Here is an 11842-nt window from a genome sequence, read left to right as displayed (position 1 = left end):
GCGTGATCTTTGTGCGGGCCACCAGGTGGACCCCTACCCCTCGTTCGTATATTCCTCCACCACGGTCGCTCCGAGCTCGCGCACGATCAGGTCGTGCCCGGACAGCGCGTTGTCCACGAGGTCCGGGTCGTCGTCCTCCGGAGTGTCGTCCTCCAGCCGCACCGGCGGGGGCTCCTCCTGCCGCACGTCGTGCCGTACGGGAGCGGCGGCCTGCGGCTGCTGCTGCGTGGGCTGTACGGGAGCGGGCGCGGCCGGGGTCGCGGGCCGGGGGGCCTGCGGAGGCGGCTGCGGGGGCTGGTACTGCTGAACGGGCGGGGACGGGGGCCGGGGCGCGCCGCCGCCGAAGTTGCCCGCGGCGGGCGGGGGCTGGACGCCGCCCGACGGGTCGATGATCGCCTCGACCTTCCACTGCACCCCGAACCGCTCGGAGAGCACGCTGCGCAGCACGTCCTCACTGCCGCTGCTCGCGAAGTTGTCCCGGGCGCCCGCGTTGATGAAGCCGAGCTGGACGGTGGTGCCGTCGAACCCGGCCACCTGCGCGTTCTGACTGAGCAGGATCCAGGTGAAGCGCCGCTTGTTCTTGACGGCCTCCAGGATGTCCGGCCACATGTTGCGCACCTGCATGGCGTTGCCCTGGGCAGCGCTCCCCTGGGCGACGGGGGCGGGCGCCTGCTCGGCGGGGGCGGCGGGGGCCGGGGCGGGCTCGGGAGCGGGCGCGGCCGAGGGCCAGGCGCCGGCGGCGGGAGCGGGGGCCGATGCGCCGGGCCACGCTCCGGGACGGCCGCCCCCCTGCCCGGGCGCGGCAGCGGACGGCCAGGCCCCGGCGGGCTGCTCCGCGGGCGGAGCGGGCTGAGGCTGAGCGGGCTGAGCTGGCTGGGGCTGAGCGGAGGGCGCCTGCTGAACGGGCTGCTGCTGAACGGGCTGCTGCTGAACGGCGGGTTGCTGCACAGGCGCCTGCTGCACCGGCGGCACGGGAGGCGCGACGGGTCCCGGATGGGCGGGCCCGCCCACCGGCGCCGGCCCCCCCGCCCCCGCACCCCGCACGGCAGCCCGAGCGGCCTCGGGCCCGCCGGGTCCGCCCTGCATCGGCGCATGCGCCTCGGGCCCGGGCACGTACCCCATGGCGGGCCCGCCGGCGGGCGCCGCCTGGAAGTTGACCCCGCGCTCCAGACGGTCGATACGGGCCTGGAGCGAGCGCTCGTCGTCGTACGCGGCGGGCAGCAGCACCCGGGCGCAGATCAATTCGAGCTGGAGCCGGGGCGAGGTGGCCCCGCGCATCTCGGTGAGCCCGGCGTTGACGAGATCGGCGGCCCGGCTCAGCTCGGCGGCCCCGAACACCGAGGCCTGCGCCTGCATCCGCTCGACGACATCGGCAGGGGCGTCGATGAGCCCCTTCTCCCCGGCATCGGGAACGGCGGCGAGGATGACAAGATCCCGCAACCGCTCCAGAAGATCGGCGACGAAGCGGCGCGGATCGTTGCCCCCCTCGACGACGCGATCGACCACCTCGAAGGCGGCGGCCCCGTCCCCCGCGGCGAACGCATCGACGACGGAATCGAGCAGCGACCCGTCGGTGTACCCCAGCAGGGCGGTGGCCATGGCGTACGTCACACCGTCCTCGGCGGCGCCGGCGAGGAGCTGGTCCATGACGGACATGGAGTCACGCACGGACCCGGCCCCGGCCCGCACGACGAGCGGCAGCACGCCGTCCTCGACGGGAATGCCCTCGCGCCCGCAGACGTCCCCGAGGTACTCCCGAAGCGTCCCCGGCGGCACGAGCCGGAAGGGATAGTGATGGGTGCGCGACCGGATGGTCCCGATGACCTTCTCGGGCTCGGTCGTGGCGAAGATGAACTTGAGGTGCTCCGGCGGCTCCTCGACGACCTTCAGGAGGGCGTTGAAGCCGGCCGAGGTCACCATGTGCGCCTCGTCGATGATGTAGATCTTGTACCGGCTGGACGCGGGCCCGAAGAAGGCCTTCTCGCGCAGCTCACGGGCGTCGTCGACACCACCGTGCGAAGCGGCGTCGATCTCGATCACATCGATGGAACCCGGCCCGTTGCGCGCGAGGTCCCGGCAGGACTGGCACTCCCCGCAGGGCGTGGGCGTCGGACCCTGCTCACAGTTCAGACATCTGGCAAGAATGCGGGCACTGGTCGTCTTGCCACAGCCACGCGGCCCGCTGAACAGGTACGCATGATTGACCCGGTTGTTCCGCAGCGCCTGCTGCAGCGGGTCGGTGACATGCTCCTGCCCGATGACCTCGGCGAACGACTCGGGGCGGTAGCGGCGGTACAGCGCAAGGGACGACACACATACGAGGTTATCGGGGCCCACTGACAACCGGCCCCGCCGACGGCGTCCCGGCCGCCGTGCGCCCGCCGAAACAGCGACCCACGCAGGGGAAACGAAGTCCCCCGCCCCACAAAATCAAGCGCCCCCCACGCACCCGCCAGAGCCAACCTACCCTTGCTGCCTTCCGGCCCTGGGGGAGTTCAGTCAGATAGCGCCACGTGAGGGGCTCCGCACAGGGTACCCGATCCCTGACGTGGGAACGAGTTCGCGAGCACCCCTCAACGTCTTGTATTGTTTGCCGCGGAGGATTCGCCTAGTGGCCTAGGGCGCACGCTTGGAAAGCGTGTTGGGGGCAACCCCTCACGAGTTCGAATCTCGTATCCTCCGCCAGTGCCTCACCGGGCACGATGTCGAAGGGCCCCACCGTTCGCGGTGGGGCCCTTCGACGTTCGCGGTTGCAGTTCCGGTGCCGGCCCGGTGGCACACCCGCCTTCCCAGGCACAGGCAGGCACAGGCACACCGACGGTCAGCGCTCAGCCCGAACGCGTACAGCAGACAGCCCCACTCCGCAGGATCAGCGCGTGGCTGCACGTCGTTCGACGCCGACCGGCACCCCGGCACTCACATCTCGACCGGCCGTCGCGAGTTGGAAACGCCTTCCCACCTCTCGACAAAAGTTGGACCGCGCGGACCTTCGGGAGCCCTAAGCAAGGGCCATCACGCGAGATATACTCAGCACACAAGTTGATATCAAAGGAGGTGTCTCAATGAGTCGGACCGTGATCGACCTCGACGACGAGTTGCTCGCCGACGTGGCCCAGGCCCTCGGCACCAGCACCAAGAAGGAAACCGTCAACACCGCCCTCCGCGAGGTGCTGGAGAACCGCCGCCGGGCGCTGGCCCTCACTCGCCTCCGCGCGGCAGCCGACGAAGGCGCTTTCGACCTGGATCTGCTCGACGACAAGCGGAACTACCGCCGGTGAGCGCGGCCCAATTCCTCATCGACACCAGCGCGCTCGCACGCTTCATGCGCCCCGACGCAGAGCAGTACGGCTGGGACCAGGCCGCTGCCGCAGGACTCATCGCGACCTGCCCCGTCACCGAGCTGGAGTTCTTCCACAGTGCCCGGTCCGCTGAGGACAGGGCAAACGGCATCGAGGACATGCGGCTGCTGTTCAGCTGGGTTCCGGTCGATGATCGTGCGTACGACCGGGCCTGGCAGGTCCAGGAAGTCCTCACCAAACGAGGGCAGCATCGGAACGCGGGCGCCGTCGACCTCGTCGTGGCTGCAACGTCTGAGCTCCAAGGGCTGACGCTGCTGCACCGCGACCGGGACTTCGAATGCATCGCGGCTGTCACCGGGCAGGCACTCCAGTGGTACGGGCCTGAGCCCGGCAAGTAGAGATACCTGGTTGCAGTTCTGGTTGCAGTTCTGGTTGCAGTTCTGGTTGCTTCACCGTCGTACTGCACCGTCCAGAAGCCCCACCCACACCCACTGCACCGTAGGTCGGAACGCTCCCGCACACCCCCGTGCGGCTACCGGCCCCTTCCTGGCCGAAGGCCGTCTTTCCAGGGGTGAAGGTGCGGTCTAGCGTTTCTCCTGGCCCCGGACCCCGGCCATGTCTCAGACGTGGAACGTCGATCCGGCGGCCGAAGCAGGGGTGGGGGCATTGCGACAGCAGCCGCACGCTGCGGGCGGTGCGCTGCTCGTTGGACGCGGCCCTTGGCCGACGGTACGGAGCGAGCCCGGGGCGATCCGCGCCCCTCGCGTCCTCCCTGCCCTCTCCAGCTCCCCCGATCCCGCGCTTGCCGCCATATGGTGCGCGGGCACATGTCGCACCGCCCTGTGTGGCCTGGCCACATCGCGCGGGACCACATGGTGCGCGGCCACGTGGTGCGCCCCCACACCTCGGCCGCCCCTGGACCGGGACCAAGACCGGGCCCAGGACAACACTCAGCCGCACCGAAGCTCCCAGAACTCCCATGGGGCGCCGGAACACTCCCGCTGTTTCGGCGCCCCACGGTCGAGGGCGGGCCTGGCCTCGCGGCGGAGCGCCGGCAGGTGGAGGAGACCAGGGCCGCGAACAAGCACGGGGCAGCCTCCTGGTCACGCCGGGGGCTTGACGACCCCCCATAGGTGCGCGGCTCAGGAAGGTGGCGATATCCGGCCCCGTCCAGGACCCGCCGGGAGCCGTCAGGCGTCGGCCGGTCCCCGGCGGGAAACCGGGCCTCAGGGCCCGCCGGGCAGGGCGAGTTCGTGGTCGCCGTCCGCCAGGGTCGGCGGGAGCCGGTCGAGGACGACGAAGGCGGAGTCCAGGCCCGTGAGCCGGAACAGCCGCATGACGCCGCGCGTCCCCCGGACCAGCCGCAGGGTGCCGCCTCGTGCGGCCACGCCGTCCTGGACCTCGCCGAGGAGCCGCAGGCCGCCCGCGTCCATGAACGTGACCGGCCGCAGATCGACCACTACTTCCGGCGCCTCCCGGTCGATTATTCGCTGCACCGCGGGGCCGAGGACCAGCTGGGCCTCGATGTCGATCTCCCCGAACAACTCCAGGACGGTGGTCGCTTCCACCGCCCGATCCCACAGGCCGAACCCGGACACGTCGGCGCACATGAGGAACCCCCAACGACCCCCTCGGGAAAACGATCCCTCGGGACGGACAGACAGCACACGGACCGGCCGGTCACTCCTCAATGCCGGAGCAGAACAGAGCCACCAGGGTCCGGGGCCGCACTGCTCGTGGTGCCCTTCCATCATGCCCGTTTATCGCCCATCAGACCCGCTTCCGACCGGAGTTGACCGGACCTGCCCAGCCAGTTGCGTACCCGGACGTACCCGATTCATGGCGCTTCGTTCCGGCGTGCCCCCAAAGAACCCCGAAACATCACAGTTCTGCCCAGAACCACCCCGGGCCGGATCCTCACAGTGGCGGCTCCTCCGACTGGCGGGGCACGCGAATCGTTTCCGTAGGGCGCAACTGGCGTCGCCTGGCCGGGAGTTGAGCGGGTTCCGCCGGGTGGTTGCGGGGGCCGCGGCCGCGGGGCGCAGGGCCGGCCAGGAGGGTGCTCGTGCGGTACAGGTACTGGACCTTGATGCGCAGGGCCCAGGGGTCGAGGGGCTTGATCAGGTAGTCGGCGACGCCCAAGTGCAGGGCCTGGGCCGCCATTTCGCTGTCCTGGCCCATGCCCGTCACCAGGATGACGGGGATCAGCTGGGTCTGGGTCAGACGGCTCAGATAGCGGGCCACGTCCAGACCGCTCACGCCCGGCATCACGACGTCGAGGATCGCGACCGCTATCCCCCCGTGCAGCGCGGCCTTGAGGGCGGCGTCCCCGCTGGTCGCGAGCTCCAGCGGATATCCGAGCGGCGCGAGGATGCTCTCCATGGCGAACAGGTTGTCCTCATGGTCGTCGACCAGTAGCACCTTCATGTCCGCGGACATGGCCCCATCACCTTCACTCGGGAGCGCCGGATAGGCATATGCCCGTTCGCGGCCGCTCGTACGCAGTCGTGGAGCACCACCGTGGCGTGCATGTGGGGGATGCACATGTGGCATGCATGTGCCGGGTCGGTCCGCACATAGTCTTCGGCTGGCTTGTGTGGACCGAATTCTCGCACCGGGCGCCCCGGAACATCAGGGTGTCGACAATGCCGGTTCCGCCTCCCTTGGCGACATCGGGTGCCGACACGCACGTGCCACTGGCCCATGTCCCGCCTCGCTCACACCTACGGGTGAACCCCCGGGACCCCGCTCCGGAGCCCGTCGGAGCTGCGAAAACCCCAAGATCCGCTCCCATCGGACGCGGAATCCCGGCTTCCTGTGGTCTGAACCACCGTTCACCGTGCGGAACTTGATCCCGATCAACCGTCAGAATGACCGGATGATGATCCCGTCATCCCCTTTCGCACGGTACGTGGCCAGGAACGGCGAGCGATGAACACACCCGCCTCCCCCAACCTCTCGACTTCGTTCGAGCAGGGGGGACCCCCCTCGGTCCACGACCGCTCGGCCGCCCTCACCCCCGCGGTGATCGGCGCCGTGCTCGTGCTCGTCGCCGGCTGGCTGCTCCTCGCCACCGTGCCCCGCGCGCTCGACGAGGACCGGGCGTTCGCGTCGTCGGCCGACTGCCCGGTCGCCGAGGTCTCCACGGAGTGCAGATACACCGTCGCGGCCACGGTGACCTCCGCCGCGGCCGACCACAAACACCGCTCGACGTACTACTGGCTGGGCATCGGCCACGTACAGGACGGGCCCGGTGCGCTGCCCGGGCGGCTCAAGTCCGGCCCTCTGATGAGCAGTTCGGTGAGGAGCGGTTCGGTGACGGGGGCCGCCGAGGCGGCGCCGCGCCGCGTCAAGATGGAGGGCCGCACCCCGGTGTTCGCCGCCGTGCGGCCCGGCGCCCCGCTCCAACTCACCTACTGGCACGGGGAGATCAGGTACGTCGGGTTCCAGGGCCTGCGCCAGTACACGGCGGCGGATCCGCGGGGCGGCTACCGGCTGCCGCTGGCCGCTGCGCTCGTGCTGCTCTCCGTAGGAGGGGCGTGCCTGCGCAGCGCTTACTGCTGGGTTCGCCGCGCCGACCCGGCCGCGCACGAGCCCTGGCGGCTCACCGTGCCGCTGGCGTCGGTGCTCCTCATCTCGTGCTTCGCCTTCAGTACGCCGTGGGTCACCGGCGGGGTGCCGACCGCCCTGCTGCTCACGGCGATCGGGGCCGTGCCGGTGCTCGCCGGGGCCGTCTGGCTGGCGCGCCGCCATCATCGCCGCACCACCGACACGATCAAGGTGACCCCGCTGGTCCCCCTCGGCGAGGCGTGCTTCCCCGGCACGATCCTCGGCGAAGTCCCCTACAGCCACGAAGGGTTCGGCCATCTGGTGGCCGCCCCGGGGCTGCTCGCCGCCACCCCCGATCCGGCCGGCCGGTTCGCCCGCCGTCCGGTGCCCCGCACCCTCACGGCCGTCCGGGTCCGCCCGCCGTACTGGACCGACCCGGGCCCCCGGCCCGCCCCCGGCGCGCAGGTGGTGGAGTGCCGGGACGGGGCGACCCCGGTGTATGTGGTGACCGAACAGCGCTACACAGCCTGGGTGTTGGGCGCTCTCAGGCGCCCGACGGAGTCCCAGCTCAGGGCGGGCAGCGCCGTTATGTGGGCGTAGTGCCCATATAACGACCGCCCACACAGCGGCCGACCATAATGGGGGCTGACCATATGGGGGCCGTTATACAGAGGCCGGGCGGCCGGGCCTGCGCCCCCAGCCATGCCGAGTCTCCCCCGAGGCACGACGCCCCCCTACACCCCGAACGGTGCCGGGTAGCGGATCACGCCCGTCGGAGCGGGCGCCCCGTCCGGACGCAGCCGGAGCGCCATCATCGCCTCGTCCGGTACGTCGAAGGAGGCCCGGATGCCGAGGCCGGAGGCCGGGGTGAAGCCGAAGCGGGGGTAGTAGTCCGGGTGGCCGAGCACCAGGACCAGGTCCTCGCCCAGCTCTCGCGCGGCATCGAGCGCGGCCCGCACAGCGGCGGAACCGGCGCCCGTGCGCTGATACTCGGGCGCCACCGCGACCGGCGCGAGCGCCAGCGCCGGGGCCTCACCGACCCGGCACCGGGTCAGCAGGGCGTGGCCCACGACCGTGCCGTCCGGTGCCTCGGCCACGATCGACAAGCCGGGGATCCACGCCTGGTCGTCCCGCAGCGCGTCCACGAGGTCGGCCTCGTGCGCGGTGGGGAACGCGGCCAGGTTCACGGCCCGTACGGCTGCCCTGTCCGCCGCCCCGGCGGGCGTCTCGGGCCGCGTGGTCCAGGTGGTGCCGGAGGACAGCTGCGCGGAAGACACGGGGCCGGAAGCCATGTGCGAGGGCGACATGTGCGAGGGCGACATGCGGTTGGAAGACTCGGGCGAGGACGACGTGTGGCCGGAAGGCATATGTGGGGTATCCATATGCTGCCAATCCTTCCATTTACCCCAGGCCCCGGCCATCGAATTACCGCCCAAGCACCGGTCAAGGGCCAGTCCAGCACCGGTCACGGGTCACGCTCCGCCCCCGCCGGACTCGCTCCCCACCCCCGCAGGGCGCCTACTCGCCCACCCGTCTACTCGTCCGGGACCTCCGCCGGACAGCTCGTCCCCGCCTCCGGCACCGTGCCGTTCACGAAGAAGGCGTCCACCTTGGCGCGGATGCACTGGGAGGCCGAGTACGCCCCGTGGCCCTCACCCTCGTATGTCATCAGGACACCGGAGCCGAGCCGTTTGGCTGTGTCCTGAGCCCATGGGTACGGCGTCGCCGGGTCGCCCTTGCCGCCGACCACCAGGATCTTGGGCGCGCCGGGGTGGTCTATCCGCCGGATGTAGTCGGTGCCCGCCGGCCAGCCCGCGCAGGCCACGGCCCGCCCGGCCGATCCCGCCCCGAAGTACGGGGATTCCCGCGTGAGTTGCTTCTGTACGGCGTCGAACTCCTTGGCCGGGTCGGCCGGCCGCACCGGGTCGTCAGCGCAGTTGATCGCGAGCATCGCCTCATTGGAGTTGTCGGCGGGCGCGTAGTCGATGTCCTCGTTGAGCGAGGCGAGGACGGTGGGGTCGTCCTCCTGAAGGAGGGCGGCGATCCCCGCGGACAGCGTGGGCCAGGCGGCCTGGCTGTAGAGGGCGGCCTGGACCGCGCTCTGGAGGTCGTCGCCGGTGAAGTCCTGGTTGTCGGCGCCCGTCACCACGTTGCCGTCGGCGAGCTTCGCGACCGCCGTCTCGAAGGTCGCCCTGACCTCCGCCGGGCTGGTGCCGAGCTCGCAGTTCTGCTGGGCGCAGCCCGCGAAGAACGCGTCGAGTGCCCGCTGGAAGCCCTTGACCTGCGCCAGCGCGTCCTGCTCGGCGGTGCCCTGCAGGGTGTCGACCGCGTCGAGGGCCATCCGCCCGGTCTTCTTCGGGAACTGGCTCGCGTAGACCGCGCCGAGCCGTGTCCCGTACGAAATCCCCAGGTAGTTGAGCTTCTTGTCGCCGAGCACCTGGCGCAGTATGTCCATGTCGCGGGAGGCGTTGATGGTGCCGACGTGGTCGAGGAGCGGGCCGGTCTTCTCGCGGCATGCCTTCGCGATCGCCTCTGCCTCGGCGACCGCGGCGGCCCCCGTGTCCGGCGCGCCCTGGCTCTGGCCCTCCAGTCGCGCCGGCTCGTCCTCGCCGCCGCACCGCACGGGGGAGCTGCGCGCGACCCCGCGCGGGTCGAAGCTCACCAGGTCGTAGTGCTTGCCGATCCCGGCGGCCTCGGCCCGGAACGCGGCCAGGCCGTCGACCCCGGAGGCGCCGGGCCCGCCGAAGTTGAAGACTACGGAGCCCTTGCGGTCCTTACCTTGTGCCGTGGTCCTGAAACGGGACACCGCCAGCGAGATGGCTCCCTTGCCGAGGTCCCCGTAGTCGATCGGCACACTGAGCGTGCTGCACTCCATCTCCCGTACGGAATCGAGGAGTTCGCCGGTCTGACCCTCGGTGGGCTTGCACGGTTCCCAGCCGATCTTCTGCCGGTAGAACTGCCCCAGGTCCTGCTCCGGCCCGGCGGCGCGGGTGACGGCCGCGGGGCCGATGAGCGCCAGGGCCGCCGCAGTGGCCCCGGCCGCGATCGCATGTCGAGCGAGCATCGACTCACCCTTCCAGGAGGCCAAGTCCCTCGTTCAGGCTAGACACCGCCGCCGGAACCCGCTCGCCGGGCCGCACTCACGCTCCGTAGCCGGCCGTGGCTGCCCGCTCCCTCAGCCACTCCGCGAAGGCCGTGACCCCCTGGGCGTCGGGGCGGGCGGAGGCGAGGTGGCCGGCGCGGAGGGCCCGGCCCATGCGGCCGGGGACGGGAGCGGGCAGCAGGGCGGCCCGGCGCGCCGTGGCGGTGCGCCAGGTCGCGGCCAGGGTGCGCAGATCGGTCCGCTCCGGGCCCGCGGCCTCGATACGGTCGTGGCGCGGGGCGGCCTCGGCGGCGTCGGCCACGGCCCGGGCGGCTTCCACGGCGGCCATCGGCTGCATGATCACGTTCTTCGAGGCGGGCAGGAAGCGGGCCCGGGCCGTCGCCGTGAACACCCCCGCGACCAGCTCGTGGAACTGTGTGGCCCGCACGATCGTCCACGGCACCGGGCCCGCCGCCACGGCCTCCTCCTGCGCGACCTTGACCTTGTAGTACGGCATCGGCACCCGGTCGCAGCCCACGATCGACACGCACACGTGGTGGCCCACACCCGCCGCGCGCTCCGCCGCGACCAGCCGCTTCGTGCCGTCCACGAGGGTGGCGCGCATGGTGCGCGGGGAGACGGAGTTCGCCGCGTCGACCACCACGTCGCAGCCCGCGAGCGCGGCCTCCAGGCCCTGGCCCGTGGACAGGTCGACCGGGTACTGGGCCGAACTCCGGCTCAATACGCGCACGTTGTGCCCGCGCGCCCGCAGCTCCTCGACGACATGCCGGCCCAGCGTGCCGGTGCCTCCGGCGACGGCGATGTCCAGCGGGTGCGTGTGGCCGGCGCCATTGGTGTGGTTCGCGTCCATGGGGTTCATGCCCAAGGGGTCTATGGGGTTCATGTCCAAGGGACGGGACAGCCCCGCCATCTGTGACACATGGGCGGTGACCATCAGGTGTGGAGGGACTCCGCGGCCTCGCTGTGGCCCTCGGGTTCCAGCTGGATCGTGGAGTGGGCCACGTCGAAATGGTCCCCCACACAGCTCTGGAGCCGGGTGAGCAGCGCACCGTATCCACCGTCCAGGGCGGCCTCCTTCACCACCACATGTGCGGTGAGCACAGGCATCCCCGAAGTGACCGTCCAACCGTGCAGATCATGTACGTCGACCACACTCGGCTCGTCGAGGAGGTGGCGGCGCACCTCGGCGAGGTCGACGTCGTCCGGGGCCGCCTCCATCAGCACGTGCAGGGCGTCGCGCAGCAGTCCGTACGTCCTCGGCACGATCAGCAGCCCGATGACGATGGAGGCGATCGGGTCGGCGGCCTGCCAGCCGGTGAACAGGATGACCAGGCCGCCCACGATCACCGCGACCGAGCCCAGCGCGTCGCCGAGCACCTCCAGGTAGGCGCCGCGCAGGTTGAGGCTCTTGTCCTTGGCGTCCTTGAGCAGCCACAGGCCCACGAGGTTCGCGGCGAGCCCGCCCACCGCGACCGCGAACATCAAACCGCCCTTGACCTCGACCGGCTCGCTGAAGCGGCGGATCGCCGACCACAGCACCCAGACGAAGATCGCGGCGAGGAGCAGGGCGTTCAGGACGGCCGAGAAGATCTCCACCCGGTAGAAGCCGAAGGTCCGGCGCGGTGTCGGGGCGCGCTGGGCGAGCGTGATCGCGCCCAGCGCGAGGGACACCCCGATCGCGTCGGTGAGGCTGTGCGCGGCGTCGGCGAGCAGCGCGAGGCTGCCGGAGAGCAGCGCGCCGACCACCTGGATGAGGGTGATCGACGCGCTGATCCCGATGGTCCACAGGAGCCGCTTGCGGTAGGTGCCGCTGAGCGTGCCGGATGCGGCGGAGGGCGCGCCGTGGTCGTGTCCCATGCGCGCCTCCTCGTGCGGGTGTGGCCCCCGCACA

Annotated in this window: 10 protein-coding genes, 1 tRNA gene and 1 other RNA gene; 4 read left to right on the top strand and 8 right to left on the bottom strand. The window is 71.3% G+C overall.

What is annotated here, in order from left to right:
* Nucleotides 1-33 precede the first annotated feature (33 nt).
* Both ADK54_RS13725 and ffs read right to left on the bottom strand, forming a co-directional pair.
* Nucleotides 34-2313 (bottom strand): DNA polymerase III subunit gamma and tau, encoded by a 2280-nt coding sequence (locus tag ADK54_RS13725; protein WP_053725892.1) that lies wholly within the window; start codon nucleotides 2311-2313, stop codon nucleotides 34-36.
* 114 nt (nucleotides 2314-2427) lie between these two features.
* Nucleotides 2428-2526, bottom strand: an RNA gene (gene ffs, locus ADK54_RS42655) — signal recognition particle sRNA small type.
* Nucleotides 2527-2597: 71 nt separating this feature from the next.
* Here ffs and ADK54_RS13720 point away from each other — a divergent pair.
* From ADK54_RS13720 to ADK54_RS13710, 3 genes are all read left to right on the top strand, one after another.
* Nucleotides 2598-2685: transfer RNA gene (locus ADK54_RS13720), tRNA-Ser, on the top strand.
* A 377-nt stretch (nucleotides 2686-3062) separates the two neighbouring features.
* Nucleotides 3063-3278, top strand: coding sequence for a type II toxin-antitoxin system VapB family antitoxin (locus tag ADK54_RS13715; RefSeq protein ID WP_053725891.1), 216 nt, complete (start codon nucleotides 3063-3065; stop codon nucleotides 3276-3278).
* Nucleotides 3275-3697: a PIN domain nuclease gene (locus ADK54_RS13710; RefSeq protein WP_053725890.1), complete on the top strand. Its 423-nt coding sequence runs from the start codon at nucleotides 3275-3277 to the stop codon at nucleotides 3695-3697. Before ADK54_RS13715 ends, ADK54_RS13710 begins: the two co-directional genes overlap by 4 nt.
* Before the next feature lie 828 nt (nucleotides 3698-4525).
* On the opposite strand, the gene ADK54_RS13705 is transcribed toward ADK54_RS13710, so the two are convergent.
* Nucleotides 4526-4909 carry an STAS domain-containing protein gene (locus ADK54_RS13705; RefSeq protein WP_053725889.1) on the bottom strand — a complete coding sequence of 128 codons (384 nt, stop codon included), beginning with the start codon at nucleotides 4907-4909 and terminating at the stop codon, nucleotides 4526-4528.
* A gap of 307 nt (nucleotides 4910-5216) precedes the next feature.
* Nucleotides 5217-5738, bottom strand: a complete 522-nt coding sequence (locus ADK54_RS13700; protein WP_053725888.1) for a response regulator — start codon at nucleotides 5736-5738, stop codon at nucleotides 5217-5219.
* A 492-nt stretch (nucleotides 5739-6230) separates the two neighbouring features.
* Here ADK54_RS13700 and ADK54_RS13695 point away from each other — a divergent pair, with 492 nt between their 5' ends.
* Nucleotides 6231-7448 carry a hypothetical protein gene (locus ADK54_RS13695; protein WP_053725887.1) on the top strand — a complete coding sequence of 406 codons (1218 nt, stop codon included), beginning with the start codon at nucleotides 6231-6233 and terminating at the stop codon, nucleotides 7446-7448.
* A gap of 134 nt (nucleotides 7449-7582) precedes the next feature.
* Here ADK54_RS13695 and ADK54_RS13690 read toward each other — a convergent pair whose 3' ends face one another.
* The 4 genes from ADK54_RS13690 to ADK54_RS13675 form a co-directional block, all read right to left on the bottom strand.
* Complete coding sequence (locus tag ADK54_RS13690; RefSeq protein WP_053725983.1) at nucleotides 7583-8140, bottom strand: GNAT family N-acetyltransferase; 558 nt, start codon at nucleotides 8138-8140, stop codon at nucleotides 7583-7585.
* A 242-nt stretch (nucleotides 8141-8382) separates the two neighbouring features.
* Nucleotides 8383-9912 (bottom strand): alpha/beta hydrolase, encoded by a 1530-nt coding sequence (locus tag ADK54_RS13685; RefSeq protein ID WP_053725982.1) that lies wholly within the window; start codon nucleotides 9910-9912, stop codon nucleotides 8383-8385.
* Between the two features lie 76 nt (nucleotides 9913-9988).
* Complete coding sequence (locus ADK54_RS13680) at nucleotides 9989-10810, bottom strand: SDR family oxidoreductase (protein ID WP_234392048.1); 822 nt, start codon at nucleotides 10808-10810, stop codon at nucleotides 9989-9991.
* Nucleotides 10811-10884: 74 nt separating this feature from the next.
* On the bottom strand, nucleotides 10885-11808 hold the full coding sequence (locus tag ADK54_RS13675; RefSeq protein WP_053725885.1) for a cation diffusion facilitator family transporter: 924 nt from the start codon (nucleotides 11806-11808) through the stop codon (nucleotides 10885-10887).
* Nucleotides 11809-11842: the final 34 nt, after the last annotated feature.

Origin of the sequence: Streptomyces sp. WM6378 (assembly GCF_001279695.1) — a bacterium.
Lineage (GTDB): Bacteria > Actinomycetota > Actinomycetes > Streptomycetales > Streptomycetaceae > Streptomyces.
The sequence above is the reverse complement of the archived record's forward strand: the minus strand, read 5'-3'. Positions and strand labels throughout refer to the sequence as shown.

Bases quoted from the DNA above. Each gene is read 5' to 3' on its own strand.
- ADK54_RS13715 (WP_053725891.1), top strand. From the start codon at position 3,063: ATGAGTCGGACCGTGATCGACCTCGACGACGAGTTGCTCGCCGACGTG.
- ADK54_RS13705 (WP_053725889.1), bottom strand. From the start codon at position 4,909: ATGTGCGCCGACGTGTCCGGGTTCGGCCTGTGGGATCGGGCGGTGGAA.
- ADK54_RS13700 (WP_053725888.1), bottom strand. From the start codon at position 5,738: ATGTCCGCGGACATGAAGGTGCTACTGGTCGACGACCATGAGGACAAC.
- ADK54_RS13695 (WP_053725887.1), top strand. From the start codon at position 6,231: ATGAACACACCCGCCTCCCCCAACCTCTCGACTTCGTTCGAGCAGGGG.
- ADK54_RS13690 (WP_053725983.1), bottom strand. From the start codon at position 8,140: ATGGCTTCCGGCCCCGTGTCTTCCGCGCAGCTGTCCTCCGGCACCACC.
- ADK54_RS13685 (WP_053725982.1), bottom strand. From the start codon at position 9,912: ATGCTCGCTCGACATGCGATCGCGGCCGGGGCCACTGCGGCGGCCCTG.
- ADK54_RS13680 (WP_234392048.1), bottom strand. From the start codon at position 10,810: ATGAACCCCATGGACGCGAACCACACCAATGGCGCCGGCCACACGCAC.
- ADK54_RS13675 (WP_053725885.1), bottom strand. From the start codon at position 11,808: ATGGGACACGACCACGGCGCGCCCTCCGCCGCATCCGGCACGCTCAGC.